Consider the following 23,902-nt stretch of genomic DNA (forward strand, 5'->3'; position numbering starts at 1 on the left):
TTTATTTGTGATAGTATCTGTAGAATCCTGCTCTGGAATGGCTTCTGGTAGTTCCGTCCCGGTATGTTTCCGTCTTGGCACAATCGCATACCTGATTTCCCTGATAAGTAAGGTATACAAACCAGATCATGAAAAAGCCTCCGATCAGACAGAGCATCCAGTTTTGTCTTATGTAATGTAAAATAGTAGTCATCATGATGTGGCATAAGGGGTATTTGAACTGTTTTTCCATTTATTAACATTAAAGAAATGCCTTCCTATCCACATAGCTATAAAGAGAGCAACCATTATGAATAAAATAAATCCGAAGTTCCAGAATGAAACGGGAAGCCAGGTTGCCTTGATCTTCACATCGTTATTGGATGCAATAACATCTGTAGTGAGTTTTAGCCCTTCAGCATTGATCAGAGAGTCTATTTTGGAAGTTCCGAAGGATGCTTTCACCAGTTTACCCAATTCTGTTGTATCTTTTTCTAAAGTCTTTCCGTCTATGAAAGTGGTAGATTGCGCTTTATAGATATCTGTTACATCCAAAATCCCGGATTTATCTCTGGAAATTAATACTTTTGAATCTGGCGACTGAAGACCGGAAAATGCGGGCAGTAATGATCCTTCTTTTTCTGCTGAAATAAGAAAATGATATTTTCCTGAGCTTACCCCGCAAAGGTTGAATTCTTCAGACTGGTTTCCTTCTGACCAGCTTTCGCCGTCTTCATAGCCGTGGTATTGTTCAATATCTTTGGAGGTATAAACAATTTCGTTGGTATTCTCATTCACAAGGCTTAGCTGAACATTGGCCCATGAATTGTCTACTGCTGAAAAGGCATTGACTTTTAATGGTGCTGAGCCTCCGGAAAGAGTAAAACTTTTGCTTACAAGTTCTTTATCCTTAACATCAGCAAAGTTGACCGACTGTTCAAAAACAGTTTCGTTTGTTCTTGAAATATAAACATACAGTTGAAGCAGGCAAATCATTAATGCAGCCACACAAAAGATGTTCACAGCCTGTTTCATATCAAAATAATAAGGCTGAACGATCCCGACTCCTGTATAATAGGGCATGTGAGCTATTTTAAAAGCTCTTTTTACCTCATATTTTGAAATGTGAACTCCATAAAAATACTGGCTTTTCCTACCGGTCTTCTCCTGAGAGATCATACGGGTTCCATTGACATATTCTTTGTAGGTCGCAACGCTGAAATCAAGGTGTTCATCAAAAAAACCGGAAGCAGCATAAATACTGCATGGAGTGTTTTCGTACCAGCGATAAGTTCGCCCGGCATAGGTTGGTAATTTCAAATTTTTACCTTTAAAATCATCAGGATGCATTGGGACCAGGAATATCCAATGCCCATCGCTTTCACTCAGGAAAGCATCATTTCCTTTGCTGTCTTTTAAAGAATATTCCCGCCAGAAAATACTGTTTCCGTATTTTTTGACAGTAATCGCAACAACCGTATATTCTACGCCGTCAATTTTTCCTTTCTGTCCGACATCTAACACAACGTTTTCTGTCGGTATTTTCAAATGTTTAGTCTTTTTGTTCCCGGCTACATCAATGAGATGGGAACAGGTCATACAAACGTATTCTTCAACAGGAAAGGTAAGATCTAATTTATTTTCGGCTTCGCATGCTGGGCAGACATAGTGCATTTTTATCTGTAAATTTTGTGTTTCTGAATGGTATTAGCTTTAAAATACTGAACCACTTCATCTGCAATCTGCTCTACTTTTGTAGTGTTATCCTGTGTATAATTACAGAGAAAAACATCAAAGGTAAGCTGTTTAAATTCCGGCCACGTGTGGATACAAAGGTGAGACTCTTTAAGGATCACGGCGGAAGTAAAGCTGTCATTTTCAAAAATATGATTGGTTACTCCTACAATTTCCACCTCTTTGGTTTTCAGAATTTCTTCTGTAAATGCCAGAAATCCTTTGCTGTCTAATAACAAATCTTCTGACTCAGTTTCCAAAGTCAGAAGAATATGTAAACCTTTACTTGATAATGGTTTCAATTAATTTTTTCGTAAATATATTATTTTTTTGGAAGAAAAACCTCAGCAAGCATACATCTTGCGCTTCCTCCACCATTTACTTCAATGGTATTCAGGTCTGAATAGATAATTTCGCAGTATTTTTCAATAGCTGCTACCTGTTCTGAAGACAAGGACTTGTAAGCAGTCTGGCTCATCACAAGGAATTTATTACCGTCTTTATTCTGAACCTGAAGCATATTTCCTGCAAACTGCTGCATCTGTTCTTCAGAAATTTCGATAATTTCTTTTCCTGAACCTTTAATCGTTTCCACTACTTTTTCTCTTTCCAGCTCATCATCAATACAATCAAGACAGATTACGACAAACTTGTCTGCCACACACATCATGACATTGGTGTGATAGATTGGAAGTCTTTCTGTTCCTACGGTCTGGAAAGAATGGAAAACAACGGGAGTAAATCCGTATTTTGTACAGAATTCTCTGAACAGTTTTTCATCCAGTCTCAAGGAAACCGAGCCGTAAGCAATTTTGTTATCATGATCAAAAATCATACTTCCTGTTCCTTCCAGAAAGTGTCCCTGAGTTTCGGAGAAAGACCAGTCATCTACCTCAACTACATCAAATCCCTGTTCCCGGATACTTTCAATAATATCTTCTCTTCGTTCCACTCTTCTGTTGGAAGCAAACATGGGATATAAAACCACTTTTCCATCCTTGTGAAAACTTACCCAGTTATTCGGAAAAATAGAATCCGGAGTATGGGGATCTAAAGTATCTTTTATAGTAATTACATTAATTCCTTTTTCTCTCAGCTTTCCAACAAAGGTATTGAACTCCGCCAATGCTTTTGACTGGATATCAGAACCCGTCTGTTCTACCTGAAAGTAATTATTTTTCGCTGTTTCAGCGTTGTAACCGAATGCAATCGGCTCTATCATTAATACTGTATCTGTTGTTTGCATTTTTTCTAAGTTTGAAGGTATTAGCGTATGAGTGTTTTCACAACGGTTTATAAATTATTTTCTTCCTTTCTAATCGGAGAAAATGAACACCATTTTTCAGACTGGCTCATCATATTAACTAACATTCCTATTATTTGGTTGTATTGTTTGTGCAAATTTTCATATTGCTCTTCATTCATATAATCGCAGGTAAAAGCAAACTGAAGCCATATCTGGGTTTCTCTTGCCTCTCCCTCTGAATCCGTAAGTTTAGCAACGAAGGATTTTTCATATTTTCTTTTTCCCCATACCTCACTGATATTGGCTGTTACAGATCTTGATGATCTTCTTATCTGATCTGTAAGAGAGTAAAGTTCTTCTTTCGGAAAAGATTTTGAGAGTTCATAAATCACCTGTGCTGTTTCAAATGATTGTTGATAAACTTTTAAGTCCTGATGAAATTTAATTGTCGACATACCCAAATATTTTTTTTTAAATTAAAAAAATATTTAAATCCACCAACACTATAACTTCCAGACCTTAAAAACACTTCCACTCTCAAATCCTAAAACACTTCTACCCAATTATTCTCTCACAAGCGGCATTGTAGAACATCTCAACAAGCCTCCCATTTTGGAGATTTCTCTGTAAGGAATTTCTTCAACAGTCATTCCCCACTCGTTTCTTAAATGGTTATTCATTCTGGTGAATGCTTTGTCTGAAACCACTACATCAGGGGAAATAGAGAAAATATTCGGGAACATTTCAAACATTTCTTCATCATTGATATGGAAGCAGTTTTCTTCGCCGAAAATATCGATGATTAAACGGTAATCACTTTCGTCTACGAATCCGTTTTTATAAATGATACATTTGTCTTCTCCTACCGGATTAAATGTACAATCCAGATGCAGAATACCTTCAAACGGAACTTTATCGTTTTTCTTCAGTTCCAGATCTATGATTCTTTTCTTTGGAAAATATTCTTTCAGGATTTCGATAGCATACTCGTTGGTTCTTGCCGTTTTATAGTTTCTGTAATCTTCACTGAAGCAGGTTCCTATGAAAAGAAAGTCATTCCATACAATTACATCTCCTCCTTCAATGTGTGCGGTTTCCGGAAGGTTGATAATCTTTCTCCATGCTACTTTTTCAAAAACACTTTTGTAGGCTTCCTGTTCGTCTGCTCTGTCTGCAATCACATTGGAAATGATCATCTTGTCATCAATCACAAAGGCTACATCTCTTGAAAAAACCTGATTGTAATCTTTGATGATACTAGGACGTAGAACTTCAACGCCATACTTTTTTAAAACCGCTTCAAAAGCGTTCATTTCATTGATAATATCCTCTTCTTTAGGATAAATGTTGTGTTCTATAGAGTAATATGACTTCGCGTCATAACTTTCCTCTAATGTGGGAACTGGTCCCAATGAATTAGGCTGGCCTAGAACTACTGACTTCAGCCTACCTGTTTCGTTTTTAATATTTAGTCTCATAAAGATTTATGCAATACTACAAATATAAGTAAAGGTCTCTATCTGGGAAACTTTTGGATTATTTTATGTATTAAATTTAATTTCTAAAATCAGCACTCTTCAATAAAATTTGCTTGTATATCCGGCCAACTGCAGTGAATAGTCCCAAAAACATCTACAACTTACTATTTTCCATCTACATAAGAATCAAAAAAAAGATAATTATATTATTTAATTTCCTATATTAGTGATATAATTTTCGCGAAATTATAAACAATAAAACGTAACTATTAACACCAAAAATCAAAGTCATGAACAAGAACAATCCGGTGCTGAAAAATGCACACAAATTAGGAAGAGATCAACAAAAATCTGTAATGGGAGGAGCTCCGATTTCAACTGGCAGAAGATGCTGCGAGTGGGACGATACAGGAAAATGTTATATCTGGACTTGCGACAGATGCCAATGTCCATAATAAAAAACGGAAACCTGCTTGAAAAAGCAGGTTTTCTTCTACTATTTTATAGATTTATTCACCTGATATTAAATCAAAAAAGCTAATATCAGATATTGTTTCTCTCACTATGTGACAAGTTTTCAAGCCTCCTCAATATCAATATCCGTAAGCGTTCTTCATGATCATCACCCCATTTCCCTAATGTGGCAATTACCGGAATCAATGTCTGTCCGAATTCCGTAAGCCTGTATTCTACTTTTGGTGGCACAACAGGATAAATTTTCTTAGTGACAAGATCATGTTCTTCCAGTTCTTTTAACTGAACATTCAATACTCTGCGGGAAGCATCAGGAATTTTCCGTTGTAATTCACTTGGCCTTTGAAATCCTTCATTAATAAACCATAGCAAACGGATCTTCCATTTGCCATAGAGCACTTCAGCAATCAGATCAAGACCGCAATTCAGATTGGGTGGGATTTTTCTTTCGTACATAAAACAAATGTAACACAATGAGATGAGATCACAATAGGGGATTAATTTATCCCTATGCGATTCGTAAGACCGTACTTGTAAGAGCCTGTCATACTCCTGAAATTTGTACAAAAAAGAAATCATGACAGAATCATTTCATTTTAACAACGAATTGTCAGGTAAAATTGCTTTGGTGACCGGAGGAACAAGAGGAACCGGAAAATCTATTGCCGAAAGATTACTCACTGCTGGTGCTACTGTAATTGTCACTGCAAGAAATCAGCCTGAAGAGATGAATAATCAACTTCATTTTATTTCAGGAGATCTCAGCCTGGCAAAAGGTACTGAAAAGCTGGTAAGAGAAGTGTTGTCTACTTTTGGCAAGCTTGATATTTTAATTAATACATTGGGTGGTTCAGAAACGCCAGGTGGTGGCTTCTCTGTTTTAAGTGATGAAGACTGGGAAAATACAATTCAGACCAATTTATTGGCACCCGTTCGTTTAGACAGAGGATTTCTGCCGCAAATGCTGGAACGAAAAACGGGAGTGATCATTCATATTGCCTCCATTCAGGGAAGGCTACCTTTATTTGATTCAACATTACCCTATGCTGCTGCCAAAGCCGGATTGATCAATTATAGTAAAGGTTTATCAAAAGAAGTTTCTCCAAAGGGAGTTCGTGTTCTTACCGTTTCTCCAGGCTGGATCATGACCTCATCTGCCATCCGAATGATGGAACGCATTGCTAAAAGTTCAGAAACTTCAATAGAAGAGGCTACTCAAAGTGTCATGGATGCGTTGGGTGGAATTCCCATTGGTAAACCTGCCCAGCCAGAAGATATTGCAGAGTTTGTTGGATTTTTAGTTTCTCCACGGGCACAATATCTAACCGGGACCGAATATGTAATAGATGGCGGCACTATTCCAACTGTTTAATCATTTAAAAATAACAATATGAACTTACCTAACATTTTACAGGAATTCTTGAAGGCGCAGGAACTTTTTGACAGTATTTCTTTCTCTAACTGTTTTTCTGAACAGGCATCCGTATTTGATGAAGGAAAAATATACACCGGAAAAGAGGAAATAAGACAATGGAATGAAAAATCCAATAATGAATACAAAACCTTGTTTGAGGTAAAAGATTTTTCGGTGAAGGATAATACAACCGTTTTAAGAATTAATATTTCCGGTTCTTTTGATGGAAGTCCGGCAATGCTGAATTTTCATTTCCGAACGAAGAACGATCTTATTATGGCTTTAGCTATTACTGAATAAGTTGTAAAAACAAAGAATCCCAAAGCAAGCTTTGGGATTCTTTTATATTGTAAGCAAATATTATCTGCTTGCGATGTCGATGTAGTTTCTTTCCTGAGCACCTTGGTAAACCTGTCTTGGTCTTCCGATCGGGTCTCCTTTCAGTCTCATTTCTTTCCACTGGGAAATCCATCCCGGAAGTCTTCCTAATGCAAACATTACGGTAAACATTTCTGTAGGAATTCCTAATGCTCTGTATATGATCCCTGAGTAGAAGTCTACGTTTGGATATAGTTTTCTTTCTACGAAGTATTCGTCTTCCAGCGCTACTCTTTCCAACTGCATTGCAATGTCAAGAGCTTTATCCTGGATGCCTAATGCTTTAAGGATATCGTCAGCAGCTTTCTTGATGATTTTCGCTCTTGGGTCGAAGTTTTTGTAAACTCTGTGTCCGAATCCCATTAGACGGAAGTTATCATTCTTATCTTTAGCTTTAGCAACATATTTAGATACGTCACCACCATCTTTCTCAATCATTTCAAGCATTTCGATTACAGCCTGGTTAGCACCACCGTGAAGTGGTCCCCAAAGTGCAGATACTCCGGCAGAGATAGAAGCGAAAAGGCCTGTGTGGGCAGAACCTACCATTCTTACTGTAGAAGTAGAACAGTTTTGTTCGTGGTCTGCGTGAAGGATTAATAATTTATCTAAAGCATTTACCACTACCGGATCGATTTCGAAATCAGCGTTTGGTAATCTGAAGGCCATTTTGTAGAAGTTCTCTACATAGTTCAGGTTGTTATCACCGTGGTTTAATGGTAAACCTTGAGTTTTTCTGTAAGTCCATGCACAAAGGTGAGAGAACTTAGCGATCATAAGCTCAGCAGCATGATCCATTTCTTCTTTAGAGTTTACGTTAACGGCTTTCGGGTTGAAAGCTGTCAAAGCAGAAGTTAAAGAAGACAAAACTCCCATAGGGTGAGCAGAACGAGGAAAAACATCAATGATTTTTTTCATTTCGTCTGCGATGAAGTTATATTGTTTAATATTGTTGTCGAATGAAGTAAACTGGTCCTGAGTAGGTAATTCTCCATGTAATAAAAGATACATTACTTCAGTGAAGTTAGATTTCTCAGCAATCTGCTCGATTGGATAACCTCTGTAGAATAATTCTCCTTTATCTCCGTCTAAGTAAGTGATGTCGCTAATAGTAGCCCCTGTATTTTTGTAACCTAAATCCAGAGTGATCAAACCTGTCTGGTCTCTTAATTTTGAAATATCAATCCCTCTGTCTCCGATAGTACTATCCACGATTGGATATTCATATGAATTACCGTCGTAATTCAATATTACTTTGTTGTCTGACATTATTTATTTATTTTTTTTAAATATACTACTTTCCATAAAATACGGCAAACAAAAATTATCGCTTGCCGTTATTTATAAATTCGATTATCTTTTAATTTTAAATGCTCCTAAACCCGGGAAAATTGCAGTTTCACCAAGTGCTTCTTCAATTCTTAACAGCTGGTTATATTTTGCCATTCTGTCTGATCTTGAAGCTGAACCTGTCTTGATCTGTCCACAGTTCATTGCTACTGCTAAATCAGCAATTGTAGAGTCTTCAGTTTCTCCTGATCTGTGAGACATCACTGAAGTAAACTTGTTATTCTGAGCCATCTGTACAGCAGCCATTGTTTCAGAAAGAGAACCAATCTGGTTTACTTTTACAAGGATTGAATTCGCAATGCCTTCGGTTACTCCTCTTGATAATCTGTCTACGTTGGTTACAAATAAATCATCACCTACCAGCTGTACTCTGTCACCGATTTTATCAGTTAACATTTTCCATCCTTCCCAGTCATCTTCCTGCATACCGTCTTCGATAGAGATAATAGGATATTTAGCAGCCAATTCTGCAAGGTAAGAAACCTGCTCTTCTCTTGATCTGTGAGCGCCTTTGTCTCCTTCGAATTTTCTGTAATCGTAGGTTCCGTCTTTATAGAATTCTGAAGCAGCACAGTCTAATGCCAGCATGATGTCGTCACCAGGCTTATAACCTGCTTTTTCGATCGCCTGAAGTAATGTATCCAAAGCATCTTCAGTTCCGTTGAAAGTAGGAGCAAAACCTCCTTCATCCCCTACTGCTGTAGAAAGACCTCTTCCTTTAAGGATCGATTTTAGGTTGTGGAAAATTTCAGTTCCTTTTCTCAAAGCGTGAGAGAAAGAATCTGCTTTTACCGGCATAATCATGAATTCCTGGAATGCAATAGGAGCATCTGAGTGAGATCCACCGTTAATTACATTCATCATTGGAACAGGAAGAGTGTTTGCGTTCACTCCGCCTACGTATTTATAAAGAGGCATTCCCAATTCTGCAGCTGCAGCTCTGGCTACCGCCAAAGAAACACCAAGAATAGCATTAGCACCAAGATTTCCTTTGTTAGGCGTTCCGTCAAGATCAATCATAATCTGATCGATATAGTTTTGTTCAAAAACCGGTTGCCCTACTAAATTCTCTGCAATTACTTCTTTTACATTTTCAACAGCTTTCAGGACTCCTTTTCCCTGATATTCCGAACCGCCGTCACGTAATTCTACCGCCTCGTGTTCACCTGTAGATGCTCCTGAAGGTACAGCTGCACGGCCCATTGCCCCGCTTTCTGTAAATACATCTACTTCAATGGTAGGATTTCCTCTGGAGTCTAAAATCTGTCTTGCTTCTATGTAAGAAATTGCACTCATTTTTTATTTTTTTTAGTTTAGACAAATTTAATCAAAATTTAACTTTCAGGGGTATTTCAGCGTATTTTTTTGAAATAAATCCGAGTTAAATTTTAGTTAATTTATATTATGATAATTCCCCATTTTAAAGCCAATAGGTCAGGAATTTAAAATGGGGCAATAATAAAGAAAACTCACCTTAAAAAGTGAGCTTTATTATACGTTTCATAAGTTACTTTTATTTTCTGGGAGAAGGAGATAAAAGACCTGCCAGGGCACCTATTGCTCCTGATGAAATAGTAGCAAAGATTGTTACCAACTGACTATCCGGTTTTTCTTTACTGTGAACGGAAAGAATAATAAGTCCTGCAATAATGGCGATCACCGCCAGCCCGAGCATAAGAACAATAATTCGGTAGATCCAATAATCGGTTTCTTTCGGATTTCTTATCTCTACACCTTTTATAGCTTCTACAGGGTTGGTTTTGAATTTCTCCTGAAGATCACTGTTGTTTTTTAAAGCACCTTCTAAGTCTTCGATGTCGTTAATAAGAGTTTTCATGGCTTTTAGTTTTATATATCAAATTTCCCTCTAAAAACCAGATATGTCAATTACACAAAAGGGTAATTTATACTGTTATTTTGAAAACCATACTGGTTCCGGGGTTTTCGGTTATGATGTCACATTCACCAGACAATTCGCTCATTCTTCGTTTCATATTTCTAAGACCATTACCTTGCTTATGTACCTCAGAAATCCCGATTCCATTATCTGATATTTTCATAGAGAAATTATTTCCTTCCTGTGAAAATGAAAGTTTCAAAATATTTGCATGACTGTGTTTGTACACATTATTAACAGCTTCTTTTAAACAGAGAAAAAGATTACGTCTCATTTCTGTGGAAATAGGCTTTTCTGCTATGATACCTTCATATTCTGACTGCACCACTATTTTCGTTTTCTTCAAAAAGTTTCCGGTATAAAGGATAGCATAGTCTACAAAGCTTCCCAGAGTGTCATTTCCTGAATTCAGGCTCCAAAGCATTTCTCTCATGGAGATATTCATTTCTTCAGAGGTTTTCAGAAGTTCATCGATATCGTTTTGCAGATCATCGTCTTCTGCTTTCTGTTTCAGAAATTCTGCCTGAAGTTTTAATGCTGAAATTCCGGCTCCGAGATCATCATGCATATCGTGGGAGATACGTTCTCTCTCCTGTTCCAGCATTTTTTGTTTTTCCAGTTCTTTCTGGAGGAGCTGGTTTTGGTACTCAGCTTCTTTGAGCTGTTGTTCTTTAAGATAAAGAAGTTGTTTTCGATTGTATGTTAGAACAACAAAGATGATAAACAATACAAACAGCATCACTACAATGATAGCCGTTATATATACGATCTTTATTTCTAATGGAAGATTTTTCATCGTTTGCAAAATAAACCTCGTAAGAATAATGAATATGCAATTATATTAATTATAGTAAACACATAAGATATTTCTTTTAAAAACTCAGGGTCTTTTTTATTAAATAAATACATCGGAAACATCCTAAAAATATAAAACATTGCCCAAAATAATAATGAACTGCTTATCCAAAAAAAACATAAATTCAAAATATTCTCTTCTTGATCTTTACTTGATATTTTCTTATAAAACCAAAACAAGGAAATGAAAAACAAAAAAATACAATATAAGTACCCTGTAATGATGGAATAATTAGTTTTGGAAATGAAAATAAATATTCCTCCCAATATAAAAAATAAAAGGGTGGTTACCTTAATTACGTATTTATCATTAATCTCTTTATTATAAATATATCCAAAATAAATTATACAGAACAGATCCAGATAATTATACATTCTTGCAGCTACAAAGCTTGCTTTTATTGTAAATAATATTTCAGTTATAATTGTAATTCCGAAATAAATCCAAAATAATTGTTTCCATAATTTCTTTTCAATTATGGAAACAGTAAAATTTGTAATAATTACAATATAGTATATTATATCAAGAATGATCATTTAGCACCCCGGAGGACAGAGTCCGTTTCTATCATAAGCACCTAAACCAGATATCGGGGTAAATTTATTCCCTTCGTAATAACCCAATATCATAATAAATGTTAGTCTGTGATTATAGTTTGCTTTAAAAGAAGTTCCATCATCCTTTACTACTTCAACCAAATCGTCTGAAATATGCATTGCCGGATGAAAAGAGATAACAAGATTCGGATACTTTGGTTTTAGTCTCACAAGTTCAGCATAAAAAGTATCATATAAGATAAATCTTTCGGTATTTGAAGTTGCTGGATCATGCCTACGAATAAGTGCATCTAATATTTTTTTAAGCCCATCATTATACGTCTTTTTATAGTTGTCAAATTCATCTCTAATGATTTTCTCTTTAGCTAATTTGTTATCTAAAATATAGTACTCATTTTTATTTTCATCTTCGTATAAAAAAACTAATCCATATTTATCTGCACCTATAAAAATTTTAACCTTTTTATTATTTTTAAATAAATCTGTGGCTACTTCATAGGATATGTGAAGAATTTCTTTATAAACTCCAGCAATATCATCTGACTTACTAAATGCATTTGTCATGTCCATGGCAGTTCCTGCATCAATTTCATGATTTGTACTTTGTTCTCGAATTTTATAATCATTCCAGTCAATTTCTGTACGCTCTATAAATTCACTAGAATTGAGCCTAGAAATTTCATCGTTACAGAATGATTTTATCTGACTTAACTCATCAACAGTTACAATTCCGTAATCCACGAGTTGGTGAATTCTCCCTGTTAGGTTTAATAAATCTTGTTTTTCACTCATAATTTCAGTTTTTAAAATGGTTAAACTTATTAATTGCCTCCACTTTGTTGTTTACGTGAAGTTTTCTGTAGATATTTCCGACGTGTTTTTTCACGGTATCAATGCTGATGAATTTCTGATCTGCGATTTCTTTGTAGAGAAGTCCCTGTGAAAGAAGTTCAAGAATTTCCTTTTCACGTTCGGTAAGTTCATCGAAACCCTTAATCTCAGGAAGTTTTTTCTCAAAATGCATAAGTACTCTTCGGGCAATAGAAAAACTCATAGGAGCGCCACCGTGGTATACGTCCCGGATGGAAGAAAGAATCTTGTCCATACTTTCTCCTTTTACAAGGTATCCCATAGCGCCAGCTTTTAAGGAATTAAAGATCTTTTCATCATCGTCAAAGCTGGTACACATGATGAACTGTGTATTGGGCATTTCTTTTCGCAGCTTTTCTATGATTTCGATTCCGAGCATATCCTGTAATTGGATATCCATCATCACTACATCCGGAGAAAAATCGGCTAGGTTTTTCATAGCATCATTCCCGTCAAAGAACTGAGCGATTACTCTCATGTCCTTCTGGTAATTGATGACCTTCTTCAACGCATTGTTGTAGTTTTTTTCGTCCTCTACTATGGCAATGGAAATGCTCATGACCTTTTTTGTTTGTAGCAAATTTCAACAGAAAACAATTTGAAATCAATTACACCTTTGTGTAATATTAGAGTTTGAGTTTGAAGTTATGTTCAGTCTTTTAGTTTTTACTAAATTTAATCATTTTTTCACTTTAAAAATAAGATTAATCAAAATATTTCACAATAAATTAAAATGAAAATCAAGAAGTTATAATTACAATTTTAAAATTAATTATTATTTCATAATCTGATCAAAGATAGGATGATCAATACTGCTTACGGTATTATGGAATTTGATCCACACAAAAATCTGAATCCGGTTCTTATCTTTCTTAAACCATATTCCAGGAACGTAAAGTGTCTGCTGATGACCTGCTGTAATATTCCAATATCTTCTTAAATTTTCTCATTTGATAAAAGAACCGCCTCTCTCTAATTTCAAAATTTTCTTTTTGCCTAGACCTAATGTTCAAGGAGAAAAATAAAAGAATTATGCATCAATATCGGTTAAAATTTCTCATATTGTAAGGCATGATTTTTGTAAAATTAAAGTATAAAATCATATTGAATATCAAATAATATAATCATGAAAAAAAGTCTTTTAGCACTAAGTGCTGTACTGGCACTAGTGGTAGTGAGCTGTAAAAAAAGTGAAAGCGGAAACAAAAGTGTTATCAAAACAGAAAGTTCAGAAACTGTGGTTACAGACCATAACGGAAAAATAGATTCGGTAACCCAAAGCTCCTCGACAGTGGATATCAACGGTCAGAAGACTGAGAAAACAGATTTTGTTTATAAAGCTACAGACGGAACGTTAGTAAAGGTAGTATTCAAAAATGATCCGAAGGAAAGTACAGTAGCCATTACCAGCAATAAGAAAACATTTACATTACCTAAATCAGAAACTAAAGGTGATGAAACGATTTACAAAAAAGATGATATGACTGCAAGAGTAAAAGGAGACAGTCTTCACCTTGAACAGGGTAATAATATTATTGAGTTGAAAAGAACAAAAATCTAAATAAAAAATGTCCTTCAATATTGAGGGACATTTCTATCGGGTACCTTCCCATTATTTCTCAATATACCTTTTCATCCATATTATGGAAAATAAAAAAACCATCCGAAAACGGATGGTTTTTATGTATATCTGAATGAATATTACTCTTCAGTTTTTTCTTCAGTAGTATCAGCTTTAGCTTCTTCTACTTTCTCTTCTACTGCTGGAGCTTCAGCAACTACTGCTTCAGCTTTTTTAGGTGCAGCAGATGATCTTCTGCTTCTTCTTGTAGCTTTTTTCTCCTCTGCATTCGGGTTGTAAAGCTCGTTGAAATCTACCAATTCGATAAGAGCAGTATCAGCAGCATCACCTGGTCTGAATCCTGTCTTGATGATTCTTGTATAACCACCGTTTCTTTCAGCGATTTTAGGAGCTACAGTTCTGAATAATTCAGCAACCGCAAATTTATTTTGAAGGTAAGAGAATACTACTCTTCTGTTGTGTGTAGTATCTTCTTTTGCTTTTGTTAATAGAGGCTCAACATATACTCTTAAAGCTTTAGCTTTAGCTACAGTAGTGTTGATTCTTTTATGCTCAATTAGAGAACAAGCCATATTAGAAAGTAAAGCACTTCTGTGAGAAGCTGTTCTTCCTAAGTGATTGAATTTTTTACCGTGTCTCATTATTAATTATTTATCAGCGTCTAACTTATATTTTGCAACGTCGAAACCGAAGTTAAGACCTTTTGAATGCACTAATTCTTCTAGTTCTGTCAAAGATTTTTTACCAAAATTTCTGAATTTCATCAAATCAGACTTACTGTAAGAAACCAATTCTCCAAGAGTTTCTACTTCAGCTGCTTTCAGACAGTTAAGGGCTCTTACAGAAAGATCCATATCTGCTAATTTAGACTTAAGAAGTTGTCTTGTGTGAAGAGTTTCTTCATCGTACTGGATAGATGCTTTTACAGCTTCAGTTTCAAGCGTGATTCTCTCATCAGAGAACAGCATGAAGTGATAAATTAATATCTTGGAAGCCTCAGTTAAAGCATTCTGAGGGCTGATAGACCCATCAGTTTCTATATCTAATACAAGTTTTTCGTAGTCTGTTTTTTGCTCTACACGATAATTTTCAATGCTATATTGTACTTTCTTGATCGGCGTAAAAATAGAGTCAATAGCAATAGTTCCTACAGGAGCATTGTTTGATTTATTTTGTTCAGAAGGAACATACCCTCTACCTTTTTCAATATTGAAAGTAATTTCGAAAGTTACATCACTGTTTAGGTTGCAGATCACCAAATCCGGGTTTAAAACCTCAAATCCGTTGATAGACTTTCCTAAATCACCAGCAGTAATAACCGTTTGACCTGAAACTTTAGCAACAACCTGCTCGTTAGCCTGGCCTTCTGCTGCAGCTTTTAATCTTACCTGCTTAAGGTTTAGAATAATTTCGGTAACGTCTTCGATTACTCCTGGAATAGTTGAAAATTCGTGCTCTACACCTTCTATTTTGATAGATGAAATAGCGTATCCTTCCAGAGAAGAAAGCAACACTCTTCTCAAAGCATTACCGATTGTAAGCCCGAAACCTGGTTCTAAAGGTCTGAATTCAAATTGACCTTTAAATTCATCAGAGTTAAGTAAAATTACTTTATCGGGTTTTATGAATTGTAAAATTGCCATATTATTGGGTTGAGCAAAAATTTGATTAAAAAATTATTTAGAGTAAAGTTCGACGATAAGGTTTTCCTTAATGTCCTCCGGAATCTGGATTCTTTCAGGAGCAGAAATGAAAGTTCCTTCTTTCTTCTCATCGTTGAATTGTAACCACTCATAGTTTGACTTAGAAGCCAATGCATTGGTAACAACTTCAAGAGACTTAGACTTTTCTCTTACAGTGATTACATCACCAGCTTTTACCAAGTAAGAAGGGATGTTAAGAATCTCTCCGTTCACAGTGATGTGTCTGTGAGAAACCAATTGTCTAGCACCAGATCTTGTTTTAGCAAAACCTAATCTGTATACTACGTTATCCAATCTTGATTCACAAAGTTGTAATAGAACTTCCCCTGTTACACCTTTACTTCTGTGTGCTTTGTCAAATAAGTTAGCAAACTGTCTTTCTAAAATACCGTAAGTATATTTAGCTTTTTGTTTTTCTGCCAACTGAACTGCATATTCTGATTTTTTAGCACCTCTTCTTTTGTTAGGACCGTGTTGTCCTGGCGGTTGGTTTTTTCTTTTTTCGAAGTTTTTATCATCTCCGTAGATTGCAGCACCAAACTTTCTAGCAATCTTAGTTTTAGGTCCAATATATCTTGCCATAATGGGTAAATTCTAAAAATTAAACTCTTCTTCTTTTTGGTGGTCTACATCCATTGTGTGGCATAGGAGTCACATCAATGATTTCGCTAACTTCAATTCCTGAATTGTGGATAGATCTGATAGCAGATTCTCTACCTGCACCCGGACCTTTCACAAACACCTTTACTCTTCTTAAACCAGCTTCGTGAGCTACAGCAGAGCAATTTTCAGCTGCCATCTGAGCAGCAAATGGAGTATTCTTTTTAGAACCTCTGAAACCCATTTTACCGGCAGAAGCCCAAGAGATAACCTCTCCGTTTTTATTTGTTAAAGAAATGATGATGTTATTGAAAGAAGCCTGAATATGAGCTTCACCAATAGCTTCAACTTTTACTTTTCTTTTCTTAACTACTTTAGTTTGTTTTGCCATAATTCCTAACGATTATTTACTAGCTTTTTTCTTGTTAGCAACAGTTTTTCTCTTTCCTTTTCGGGTTCTAGAGTTGTTTTTCGTTCTCTGGCCTCTTAAAGGTAATCCAAGTCTGTGACGTATTCCTCGTTGGCATCCTATGTCCATTAATCTCTTAATGTTCAATTGCACTTCAGATCTTAATTCTCCTTCTACTTTTACGTTTTCTGAGATATACGTTCTGATTGCAGCCAATTCATCGTCATTCCATTCGTTGACTTTTTTGTCTTCGCTGATACCGACAGCTTTAAGGATTTCAGAAGAAGTACTTCTTCCAACTCCATAGATGTAAGTTAAACCGATAACTCCTCTTTTGTTTTTTGGTAAATCAATACCTGCAATTCTCGCCATAATTTAATTAACCTTGTCTTTGTTTAAATTTTGGGTTCTTCTTGTTGATTACGAATAGTACACCTTTTCTGCGTACGATTTTGCAATCAGCGCTTCTTTTTTTAATTGATGCTCTTACTTTCATTTTGATAGTATTTATTTTTTAACAATAGCCAAATGAAATCCTAAGACTCCATTTGGCATTTGTTTAATATCTAAATGTGATTCTCCCTTTTGATAAATCATAAGGAGACATTTCTAGTTTCACCTTATCACCAGGTAAAAGTTTAATATAATGCATTCTCATTTTACCAGAAATATGAGCGATAAGAATATGCCCATTTTCTAGTTCTACACGGAACTGAGCGTTCGAAAGTGCTTCCGTTATAACGCCGTCTTGTTCAATATGTTTTTGTTTTGCCATAAATTAATATCCAGTCGTTCTTGATAATTTAGACTGCATTAAGCCATCATAATGATGGTTCAGCAGATATGTATTAATCTGTTGAACTGTATCTAAAATTACACCCACCATAATTAATAATGACGTTCCCCCGAAAAATAGGGCAAACGCATCTGTCTGAACAAAGGTTCCGTGCACAATTGCCGGAAGGATTGCAAAGATAGATAAAAATATTGCACCTGGCAAGGTAATTTTTGATAAAATATCATCTAAATAATCAGCCGTCTCTTTTCCTGGTCTTACTTTCGGTACTAAACCTCCATTTCTCTTCAAATCATCAGCCATTTGGTTTACCGGGATTGTAATTGCAGTATAGAAAAACGAGAAGATAATAATTAATAGCGCAAACAATACGTTGTACTGCCAGCTAAAAACATTCTTGAAACCTGCAAGAAAAGTATTAGACTCATCGAATTTTGTTAATAATCCTGGTACGAACATCAGTGCCTGAGCAAAGATAATCGGCATTACACCAGCAGCATTTACTTTCAATGGGATCCATTGTCTTGCTCCCTGCATAAGATTTCTGTTTACACCTCCTCTTGCTTGAGCTCTGCTTACATACTGAATGGGAATTTTTCTAACAGCTACTGATAAGATTACTGCTAAAAGAACTACCAACATCCAGAATAATACTTCAATAAGGATCATGATAGATCCCATTCCTCCTTTTCCGTTCTGCACGGCCATCTCCTGTACGAATGCCTCAGGTAATCTTGAAAGGATCCCCACCATAATAAGGATAGAGATACCATTTCCGATTCCTTTATCGGTAATCTTTTCACCCAGCCACATTGCGAATACTGAACCGGCAACCAAAATAACAATACTTGGCAACCAGAACATGATTGAATTTGGCTCTACATAGTATGCAGACTGGAACTGAGCATATGGTAAGAATAATTGAGTAATAGAAGTTAAGTAAGAAGGTGCCTGTACCAGACAAACTCCAATTGTTAACCATCTTGTAATTTGGTTCAATGTATTTCTACCTGACTCTCCATCTTTCTGAAGCTTCTGAAGATAAGGAATAGCCATCCCCATCAACTGAACAATAATAGAAGCAGAAATATAAGGCATGATTCCCAACGCCATTACGGAAGCGTGGCTGAAAGCTCCCCCCGTAAACGACGAAAGCAAGCCAAGGAGACCTGCTCCTTGCTTGTTACCGCCTTGATTTTTATAATGCTCTAAGAGATCTCCCACCTCTGCAAGGTTAATTGCAGGAAGCGAGATATAAGATGCGAATCTATACACAAGGATAATACCTAAAGTAAAGAGAATTTTATCTCTAAGTTCTTTAAGACTCCAAATATTTTTAAGTGTTTGTATAAATTCTTTCATTAGTAAGTATTATAAGGTAATTGCTTTTCCACCTGCTTTAGCAATAAGCTCTTCAGCAGATTTAGTGAATTTGTCAGCAGAGATTGAAACCGCAGATTTCAATTCTCCTCTACCCATAATTTTCACTAATTCGTTTTTAGAAACTATCCCGTTTGCTACTAAAACTTCTTTCGTGATATCTCCAGTGATGGATTTGTTCTCGATTAAAGTTTGAATAGTATCAAGGTTAACTCCTCTAAACTCTTTTCTGTTTACGTTTTTGAATCCGAATTTAGGTAATCTTCTTTGTAAAGGCATCTGTCCACCTTCGAAACCGATTTTTTGAGAATAACCAGCTCTAGCTTTCTGACCTTTGTGTCCTTTTGTTGAAGTACCTCCTTTTCCGCTACCCTGACCTCTACCAATTCTCTTTGAGTTGAAAGTAGATCCTGCAGCAGGTTGTATGTTATTTAAATTCATTTTAATTTCTCTTTTATAAAATTATTTTTGAACTTCAAGTAAGTGGCTTACTGCAGCGATCATTCCTAAGATTGAAGGAGTAGCTTCGTGCTCTACAACTTGGTGAAGTTTTTTTAATCCTAATGCTTCAAGCGTTCTCTTTTGGGTTTTTGTTCTACCAATAGCGCTTCTTACTTGCTTTACTTTAATTGTTGCCATTGCTTTAATTATTAACCGTTAAACACTTTACTTAGAGAAATTCCTCTCATTCTAGCGATTTCTTCAGGTCTTCTGATATCTAATAACGCTTTGAAAGTAGCTTTCACCACGTTGTGAGGGTTAGAAGATCCTTTAGATTTTGAAAGGATATCGTGAATACCAGCAGATTCCAATACCGCTCTTACCGCACCTCCGGCGATCAATCCTGTACCGTGAGAAGCAGGTCTTAGGAAGATATCTGCACCACCGTATCTGGCAGTAGTTTGGTGAGGGATAGTATGGTTCATTACAGGAACTTTAACAAGGTTTTTCTTAGCGTCTTCAACTGCTTTAGCAATTGCAGAAGCTACCTCTTTAGATTTTCCTAAACCGAAACCGATAACACCTTCTTCGTTTCCTACTACAACAATAGCAGAAAATCCGAAAGCTCTACCTCCTTTTGTTACTTTTGTTACTCTGTTAACAGCTACGAGACGATCTTTTAATTCTAATCCTCCCGGTTTTACTCTTTCTATATTATCTAGTCCTAACATATTTTCCGAAATTTAATGATTAGAATTTAAGTCCACCTTCTCTCGCTCCATCAGCAAGAGCTTTCACTCTACCATGGTAAACGAATCCGTTTCTGTCAAATACAATACTTTCAATTCCTGCAGCGATAGCTTTAGCAGCGATAGCTTTACCAACAGCAGCAGAAACTTCAGTCTTAGTACCTTTAGCGTCTACACCTTTTTCTCTAGAAGAGGCAGATACTAAAGTTTTACCATTTTTATCGTCGATTAACTGAGCGTAAATTTCCTTATTACTTTTATATACAGATAATCTTGGCAATTCAGAAGATCCAGAGATTTTCCCTCTTACTCTTCTTTTGATTCTTATTCTTTTTTCTAATTTACTTAATGCCATAATACTTATAATTTATTAAGCAGATTTACCAGCTTTACGTCTAACAATTTCTCCTACGAATCTTACACCTTTTCCTTTGTATGGCTCAGGCTTTCTGAAAGAACGGATCTTTGCAGTAACCATTCCTAGAAGTTGCTTGTCGTGAGACGCTAAAGTAATAATTGGGTTTTTACCTTTTTCAGTCAATGTATCAACTTTTACTTCACTTGGAAGTTCCAATACAATACCGTGAGAGAATCCTAAAGCTAACTCAAGTTTTTGACCTGAGTGAGAAGCTCTGTATCCTACCCCTACTAGTTCTAGTTTCTTTTCGAAACCTTCTGATACACCAACGATCATGTTAGCGATCAACGCTCTGTATAAACCGTGAAGCGCTTTGTGTTGCTTAGAATCAGATGGTCTGTTTACGTTAAGTTCACCATCTTTTTGTTCTAAAGTAATTCCTGCTGTAAGCTCCTGAGAAAGTTCTCCTTTAGCTCCTTTTACAGTTACTACACCGTTGTTTTCAGTGATTGTAACTCCTGCTGGAATTGTTATAATTGCTTTACCAATTCTTGACATTTTCCTGTGATTAAAAATTAATAAACATAGCAGATTACTTCACCGCCTACTTTCTCTTCTCTAGCTTTCTTGTCAGTCATTACTCCTTTAGAAGTAGAGATGATAGAAATACCCAAACCGTTTAGTACTCTTGGAAGCTCAGCTGAACCTTTGTACTGTCTCAAACCTGGTCTAGAAGCTCTTTGGATAGACTTGATAGCCGGTTTGTTAGTTTGCTTATCGTACTTTAAAGCGATTTTGATCACTCCCTGAACAGCGTTATCTTCAAACTTGTAGTTTAAGATATACCCTTGATCAAATAAGATCTTAGTAATCTCCTTTTTGATTTTCGATGCAGGAATTTCCACCACTTTGTGGCCTGCGCTTTGTGCGTTCCTTACTCTTGTTAGGAAATCTGAAATTGGATCTGTTACCATTTTTCTTTTATAAATTATTGGTTAAAGAACAATCAGTATTGAAAAGACTTGAAGATTAAAATATCAGACTTCAGAAATCTTCGGTCTGATATTTTTATTCTTTAGTATCCTGACAACTTAATTGTCCCGATTTTTAATTAGTAATTATTACCAACTAGCTTTTCTTACCCCTGGGATAAGACCGTTGTTTGCCATTTCTCTGAAAGTTACTCTGGAAATACCGAACGTTCTCATGTATCCTCTTGGTCTACCTGTTAGTTTACATCTGTTGTGTAATCTTACAGGAGAAGCATTTTTAGGCAATTTTTGAAGTCCTTCGTAATCACCAGCTTCTTTAAGAGCTTGTCTTTTAGCAGCGTATTTAGCAACCAGTGCTTCTCTTTTGCGCTCACGCGCTTTCATTGATTCTTTAGCCATTTCTTAGTTCTTTTTAAATGGTAAACCGAAGTGAGTTAATAATGCTTTAGCTTCTTTATCTGTTTTCGCAGTAGTAACGAAAGTGATGTCCATCCCCTGGATTTTTTTCACTTTGTCAATTACGATTTCAGGGAAGATAATCTGCTCAGTAATACCTAAGTTGTAGTTACCTCTACCATCGAAACCATCAGCTTTGATACCAGAGAAATCTCTGATACGTGGTAAAGCAGAAGCAGTAAGTCTGTCTAAGAATTCATACATCTGATTTCCTCTTAAAGTAACTTTTGCACCTACAGGCATACCTTTTCTCAATTTGAAAGCAGCTTCGTCTTTCTTAGAGATTGTACCAACAGCTTTTTGACCTGTGATATTTGTAAGCTCTTCTACAGCATAATCAATGATTTTTTTGTCTGCAGTAGCATCACCTAAACCTTGTGATACAACGATTTTCTCTAATTTAGGTACTTGCATTACTGACTTATACCCGAATTCTTCCATCATTGCAGGAACAATTGTCTCTTTATATGCTTTTTTGGGTCTTGCTATATATTCCATGTTAATTCAAATTATAAAGTTTCACCCGTTTTTTTGTTAATTCTTACTTTCTTATCTCCTTCGATTTTGTAACCGATTTTGATAGCTTTTCCGTCTTTACCAACTAAAGCTACGTTTGAGATATGAATAGAAGCTTCCTTTTCAGTAATTCCTCCCTGAGGATTAGAAGCTGAAGGCTTAACGTGTTTTTTAACGATGTTAAGTCCTGCAACGATTACTCTTGGGTCTCTACCTTCTTTCTTGATCACTTCAATAACTTCACCAGTCTTACCTTTGATATCTTTCTTACCAGTAGTAATGATGACGTTATCTCCTCTTTTTATTTTTAACTTTGACATTTCTTTTAAAAATTTTTAAAATTAAAGTACTTCAGGAGCTAATGAAATGATTTTCATATATTCTTTGTCTCTCAACTCACGAGCAACTGGTCCGAAAACACGCGTTCCTCTCATTTCTCCCGCTGCGTTTAGTAATACACAAGCATTGTCGTCGAATTTGATGTATGAACCATCTTTTCTTCTTACAGCTTTTTTAGTTCTTACTACTACAGCTTTAGATACCTGACCTTTTTTAGCGTTTCCAGATGGCGTAGAATCCTTGATCGTAACAACGATTTTATCACCAACTGAAGCATATCTTCTTCTGGTTCCTCCCAGAACTCTGATCACTAGTACTTCTTTAGCACCTGTGTTATCAGCAACTTTTAATCTTGATTCTGTTTGTAACATTATTACTTAGCTTTTTCAATGATTCTTACTAATCTCCATCTCTTGCTCTTGCTCAAAGGTCTAGTTTCCTGGATCAGAACTGTATCACCTTCTGTGCATTCGTTGTTCTCGTCGTGTGCAGTATATTTTTTCGTTTTCAAAACGAATTTACCGTACATCGGGTGCTTTACTCTTGTAGTTTCGCTAACAACAATAGTTTTTTCCATTTTATTGCTGGAAACCACTCCGATTCTTTCTTTTCTTAAATTTCTATCCATTGTAAAATGAAATTATTGTTTGTTAGTTAACTCAGTATTTAGTCTAGCGATTGTTTTTCTCAAATCTCTGATTTGAATCGGGTTTTCAATTGGGCTGATTGCATGAGCCAATTTCAATTTAGAATATTGAGCTTTTGCTTCAGTTAATTGAGCTTGAATATCACCCGCGCTTAAATTTTTAATATCAGCTTTTTTCATTGTATTCAAAGATTAAAGAGGTTTAACAAAATCGTTAGCAACGATGAATTTAGTAACTACTGGTAATTTTTGTGCAGCAAGTCTTAAAGCTTCCTTAGCGATATCGTAAGGCACACCTCCAACTTCGAACATAATTTTACCTGGTTTTACTACAGCTACCCAGTATTCAACAGCACCTTTACCTTTACCCATACGTACTTCCGCTGGTTTCTTAGTAATTGGCTTATCCGGGAAGATTTTGATCCATAGTTGACCTTCTCTCTTCATATATCTTGTCGCAGCGATACGAGCTGCTTCAATCTGTCTTGCAGTGATCCAAGCTCCTTCCGTTGCTTTGATCCCAAAAGTTCCGTATGCAAGTTGACTACCTCTTTGGGCATTCCCCTTCATCTTCATCTTATGAACTCTACGGAATTTGGTTCTTTTTGGTTGTAACATAATTTCTAAATTTTAGATTTTAGATTTTAGATTTTAGATTTTTTTTATTTTAAAAAAGTAACGGTAATTTAAAATTCAAAATTT

38 protein-coding genes are annotated in these 23,902 nt (G+C 35.8%); 4 read left to right on the top strand and 34 right to left on the bottom strand.

The genetic code is table 11. From position 1 onward, the window contains the following. Position 1: 1 nt before the first annotated feature. From EK417_RS00925 to EK417_RS00950, 6 genes are all read right to left on the bottom strand, one after another. Positions 2 to 196: a hypothetical protein gene (locus EK417_RS00925; protein WP_076596978.1), complete on the bottom strand. Its 195-nt coding sequence runs from the start codon at positions 194 to 196 to the stop codon at positions 2 to 4. Next, positions 193 to 1,653 carry a DUF4178 domain-containing protein gene (locus EK417_RS00930; protein WP_136521083.1) on the bottom strand — a complete coding sequence of 487 codons (1,461 nt, stop codon included), beginning with the start codon at positions 1,651 to 1,653 and terminating at the stop codon, positions 193 to 195. The genes EK417_RS00925 and EK417_RS00930 overlap by 4 nt, the downstream gene beginning before the upstream one ends. Positions 1,654 to 1,655: 2 nt before the next feature. After that, entirely contained in the window at positions 1,656 to 2,015 is a 360-nt protein-coding gene (locus EK417_RS00935) for an S-adenosylmethionine decarboxylase family protein (protein WP_110366415.1), read from the bottom strand. 20 nt (positions 2,016 to 2,035) lie between these two features. Continuing rightward, entirely contained in the window at positions 2,036 to 2,959 is a 924-nt protein-coding gene (ctlX, locus tag EK417_RS00940) for a citrulline utilization hydrolase CtlX (protein WP_076596981.1), read from the bottom strand. Between the two features lie 47 nt (positions 2,960 to 3,006). After that, positions 3,007 to 3,414 (bottom strand): four helix bundle protein, encoded by a 408-nt coding sequence (locus EK417_RS00945; RefSeq protein ID WP_136521084.1) that lies wholly within the window; start codon positions 3,412 to 3,414, stop codon positions 3,007 to 3,009. A 108-nt stretch (positions 3,415 to 3,522) separates the two neighbouring features. After that, positions 3,523 to 4,437, bottom strand: a complete 915-nt coding sequence (locus EK417_RS00950) for a dimethylarginine dimethylaminohydrolase family protein (RefSeq protein ID WP_076596983.1) — start codon at positions 4,435 to 4,437, stop codon at positions 3,523 to 3,525. A gap of 290 nt (positions 4,438 to 4,727) precedes the next feature. Between EK417_RS00950 and EK417_RS20950 the strand changes: the two genes are divergently transcribed. Continuing rightward, positions 4,728 to 4,892 carry a hypothetical protein gene (locus tag EK417_RS20950; protein WP_168801913.1) on the top strand — a complete coding sequence of 55 codons (165 nt, stop codon included), beginning with the start codon at positions 4,728 to 4,730 and terminating at the stop codon, positions 4,890 to 4,892. 88 nt (positions 4,893 to 4,980) lie between these two features. Here EK417_RS20950 and EK417_RS00955 read toward each other — a convergent pair whose 3' ends face one another. Further along, the gene (locus tag EK417_RS00955) at positions 4,981 to 5,367 is read right to left on the bottom strand and encodes a winged helix-turn-helix transcriptional regulator (protein WP_076596984.1); all 387 of its coding nucleotides are present in this window, start codon (positions 5,365 to 5,367) and stop codon (positions 4,981 to 4,983) included. Between the two features lie 121 nt (positions 5,368 to 5,488). Here EK417_RS00955 and EK417_RS00960 point away from each other — a divergent pair, with 121 nt between their 5' ends. Further along, positions 5,489 to 6,283 carry an SDR family oxidoreductase gene (locus EK417_RS00960; protein WP_136521085.1) on the top strand — a complete coding sequence of 265 codons (795 nt, stop codon included), beginning with the start codon at positions 5,489 to 5,491 and terminating at the stop codon, positions 6,281 to 6,283. 18 nt (positions 6,284 to 6,301) lie between these two features. Next, positions 6,302 to 6,625 carry a nuclear transport factor 2 family protein gene (locus EK417_RS00965; protein ID WP_110366418.1) on the top strand — a complete coding sequence of 108 codons (324 nt, stop codon included), beginning with the start codon at positions 6,302 to 6,304 and terminating at the stop codon, positions 6,623 to 6,625. 60 nt (positions 6,626 to 6,685) lie between these two features. Here EK417_RS00965 and EK417_RS00970 read toward each other — a convergent pair whose 3' ends face one another. From EK417_RS00970 to EK417_RS00995, 6 genes are all read right to left on the bottom strand, one after another. Then, positions 6,686 to 7,972 carry a citrate synthase gene (locus EK417_RS00970; protein WP_076596987.1) on the bottom strand — a complete coding sequence of 429 codons (1,287 nt, stop codon included), beginning with the start codon at positions 7,970 to 7,972 and terminating at the stop codon, positions 6,686 to 6,688. An 84-nt stretch (positions 7,973 to 8,056) separates the two neighbouring features. Then, positions 8,057 to 9,349 (bottom strand): phosphopyruvate hydratase, encoded by a 1,293-nt coding sequence (gene eno, locus EK417_RS00975; protein ID WP_076596988.1) that lies wholly within the window; start codon positions 9,347 to 9,349, stop codon positions 8,057 to 8,059. Between the two features lie 217 nt (positions 9,350 to 9,566). Further along, complete coding sequence (locus tag EK417_RS00980; RefSeq protein WP_076596989.1) at positions 9,567 to 9,890, bottom strand: hypothetical protein; 324 nt, start codon at positions 9,888 to 9,890, stop codon at positions 9,567 to 9,569. A gap of 67 nt (positions 9,891 to 9,957) precedes the next feature. Then, the gene (locus EK417_RS00985; RefSeq protein WP_136521086.1) at positions 9,958 to 10,746 is read right to left on the bottom strand and encodes a sensor histidine kinase; all 789 of its coding nucleotides are present in this window, start codon (positions 10,744 to 10,746) and stop codon (positions 9,958 to 9,960) included. A gap of 596 nt (positions 10,747 to 11,342) precedes the next feature. Continuing rightward, positions 11,343 to 12,155 (bottom strand): hypothetical protein, encoded by an 813-nt coding sequence (locus tag EK417_RS00990; RefSeq protein WP_110366422.1) that lies wholly within the window; start codon positions 12,153 to 12,155, stop codon positions 11,343 to 11,345. Positions 12,156 to 12,159: 4 nt separating this feature from the next. Next, on the bottom strand, positions 12,160 to 12,792 hold the full coding sequence (locus EK417_RS00995; RefSeq protein ID WP_136521087.1) for a response regulator: 633 nt from the start codon (positions 12,790 to 12,792) through the stop codon (positions 12,160 to 12,162). Positions 12,793 to 13,359: 567 nt separating this feature from the next. Here EK417_RS00995 and EK417_RS01000 point away from each other — a divergent pair. Continuing rightward, a complete protein-coding gene (locus tag EK417_RS01000) occupies positions 13,360 to 13,794 on the top strand; it encodes a hypothetical protein (RefSeq protein ID WP_076596993.1) in 435 nt (144 codons plus the stop codon). Positions 13,795 to 13,934: 140 nt separating this feature from the next. On the opposite strand, the gene rplQ is transcribed toward EK417_RS01000, so the two are convergent. The 21 genes from rplQ to rplP all read right to left on the bottom strand — a co-directional run bounded on the left by rplQ (position 13,935) and on the right by rplP (position 23,818). Beyond that, a complete protein-coding gene (gene rplQ / locus EK417_RS01005; protein WP_066695984.1) occupies positions 13,935 to 14,456 on the bottom strand; it encodes a 50S ribosomal protein L17 in 522 nt (173 codons plus the stop codon). 6 nt (positions 14,457 to 14,462) lie between these two features. After that, entirely contained in the window at positions 14,463 to 15,458 is a 996-nt protein-coding gene (locus EK417_RS01010; protein WP_047376582.1) for a DNA-directed RNA polymerase subunit alpha, read from the bottom strand. Positions 15,459 to 15,491: 33 nt separating this feature from the next. Then, entirely contained in the window at positions 15,492 to 16,100 is a 609-nt protein-coding gene (gene rpsD / locus EK417_RS01015) for a 30S ribosomal protein S4 (RefSeq protein ID WP_076596994.1), read from the bottom strand. A 19-nt stretch (positions 16,101 to 16,119) separates the two neighbouring features. After that, entirely contained in the window at positions 16,120 to 16,509 is a 390-nt protein-coding gene (rpsK, locus tag EK417_RS01020) for a 30S ribosomal protein S11 (protein WP_002983263.1), read from the bottom strand. A gap of 12 nt (positions 16,510 to 16,521) precedes the next feature. Then, the gene (gene rpsM, locus EK417_RS01025; protein WP_136521088.1) at positions 16,522 to 16,899 is read right to left on the bottom strand and encodes a 30S ribosomal protein S13; all 378 of its coding nucleotides are present in this window, start codon (positions 16,897 to 16,899) and stop codon (positions 16,522 to 16,524) included. Between the two features lie 7 nt (positions 16,900 to 16,906). Beyond that, a complete protein-coding gene (gene rpmJ, locus EK417_RS01030) occupies positions 16,907 to 17,023 on the bottom strand; it encodes a 50S ribosomal protein L36 (protein ID WP_007839480.1) in 117 nt (38 codons plus the stop codon). Between the two features lie 63 nt (positions 17,024 to 17,086). Further along, complete coding sequence (infA, locus tag EK417_RS01035; RefSeq protein ID WP_027381317.1) at positions 17,087 to 17,302, bottom strand: translation initiation factor IF-1; 216 nt, start codon at positions 17,300 to 17,302, stop codon at positions 17,087 to 17,089. A 3-nt stretch (positions 17,303 to 17,305) separates the two neighbouring features. Further along, a complete protein-coding gene (gene secY, locus EK417_RS01040; RefSeq protein ID WP_062673613.1) occupies positions 17,306 to 18,685 on the bottom strand; it encodes a preprotein translocase subunit SecY in 1,380 nt (459 codons plus the stop codon). Positions 18,686 to 18,694: 9 nt separating this feature from the next. Continuing rightward, positions 18,695 to 19,144: a 50S ribosomal protein L15 gene (gene rplO, locus EK417_RS01045; RefSeq protein WP_034694692.1), complete on the bottom strand. Its 450-nt coding sequence runs from the start codon at positions 19,142 to 19,144 to the stop codon at positions 18,695 to 18,697. 21 nt (positions 19,145 to 19,165) lie between these two features. Beyond that, on the bottom strand, positions 19,166 to 19,342 hold the full coding sequence (gene rpmD, locus EK417_RS01050; RefSeq protein ID WP_029297759.1) for a 50S ribosomal protein L30: 177 nt from the start codon (positions 19,340 to 19,342) through the stop codon (positions 19,166 to 19,168). An 11-nt stretch (positions 19,343 to 19,353) separates the two neighbouring features. Further along, a complete protein-coding gene (gene rpsE, locus EK417_RS01055) occupies positions 19,354 to 19,875 on the bottom strand; it encodes a 30S ribosomal protein S5 (RefSeq protein ID WP_002983245.1) in 522 nt (173 codons plus the stop codon). Between the two features lie 19 nt (positions 19,876 to 19,894). Beyond that, positions 19,895 to 20,248: a 50S ribosomal protein L18 gene (gene rplR, locus EK417_RS01060; protein WP_002983242.1), complete on the bottom strand. Its 354-nt coding sequence runs from the start codon at positions 20,246 to 20,248 to the stop codon at positions 19,895 to 19,897. Positions 20,249 to 20,263: 15 nt separating this feature from the next. After that, positions 20,264 to 20,809 carry a 50S ribosomal protein L6 gene (gene rplF / locus EK417_RS01065; RefSeq protein ID WP_076596995.1) on the bottom strand — a complete coding sequence of 182 codons (546 nt, stop codon included), beginning with the start codon at positions 20,807 to 20,809 and terminating at the stop codon, positions 20,264 to 20,266. A 17-nt stretch (positions 20,810 to 20,826) separates the two neighbouring features. After that, positions 20,827 to 21,225, bottom strand: a complete 399-nt coding sequence (gene rpsH, locus EK417_RS01070) for a 30S ribosomal protein S8 (protein ID WP_002983236.1) — start codon at positions 21,223 to 21,225, stop codon at positions 20,827 to 20,829. Between the two features lie 147 nt (positions 21,226 to 21,372). After that, positions 21,373 to 21,642 carry a 30S ribosomal protein S14 gene (gene rpsN, locus EK417_RS01075; RefSeq protein WP_002983233.1) on the bottom strand — a complete coding sequence of 90 codons (270 nt, stop codon included), beginning with the start codon at positions 21,640 to 21,642 and terminating at the stop codon, positions 21,373 to 21,375. A 3-nt stretch (positions 21,643 to 21,645) separates the two neighbouring features. Continuing rightward, the gene (gene rplE / locus EK417_RS01080; RefSeq protein ID WP_034694682.1) at positions 21,646 to 22,197 is read right to left on the bottom strand and encodes a 50S ribosomal protein L5; all 552 of its coding nucleotides are present in this window, start codon (positions 22,195 to 22,197) and stop codon (positions 21,646 to 21,648) included. 11 nt (positions 22,198 to 22,208) lie between these two features. Continuing rightward, on the bottom strand, positions 22,209 to 22,535 hold the full coding sequence (rplX, locus tag EK417_RS01085; RefSeq protein WP_047427597.1) for a 50S ribosomal protein L24: 327 nt from the start codon (positions 22,533 to 22,535) through the stop codon (positions 22,209 to 22,211). A 21-nt stretch (positions 22,536 to 22,556) separates the two neighbouring features. Beyond that, complete coding sequence (gene rplN / locus EK417_RS01090; RefSeq protein ID WP_002983226.1) at positions 22,557 to 22,925, bottom strand: 50S ribosomal protein L14; 369 nt, start codon at positions 22,923 to 22,925, stop codon at positions 22,557 to 22,559. A 2-nt stretch (positions 22,926 to 22,927) separates the two neighbouring features. Continuing rightward, positions 22,928 to 23,182 (bottom strand): 30S ribosomal protein S17, encoded by a 255-nt coding sequence (gene rpsQ, locus EK417_RS01095; RefSeq protein WP_027371715.1) that lies wholly within the window; start codon positions 23,180 to 23,182, stop codon positions 22,928 to 22,930. A 12-nt stretch (positions 23,183 to 23,194) separates the two neighbouring features. Further along, positions 23,195 to 23,380, bottom strand: coding sequence for a 50S ribosomal protein L29 (gene rpmC / locus EK417_RS01100; protein WP_027381309.1), 186 nt, complete (start codon positions 23,378 to 23,380; stop codon positions 23,195 to 23,197). A 12-nt stretch (positions 23,381 to 23,392) separates the two neighbouring features. After that, the gene (rplP, locus tag EK417_RS01105) at positions 23,393 to 23,818 is read right to left on the bottom strand and encodes a 50S ribosomal protein L16 (RefSeq protein ID WP_076596996.1); all 426 of its coding nucleotides are present in this window, start codon (positions 23,816 to 23,818) and stop codon (positions 23,393 to 23,395) included. Positions 23,819 to 23,902 lie beyond the last annotated feature (84 nt).

This window comes from Chryseobacterium candidae (assembly GCF_004916905.1).
In the GTDB taxonomy this organism is placed as follows: Bacteria; Bacteroidota; Bacteroidia; order Flavobacteriales; family Weeksellaceae; genus Chryseobacterium; species Chryseobacterium candidae.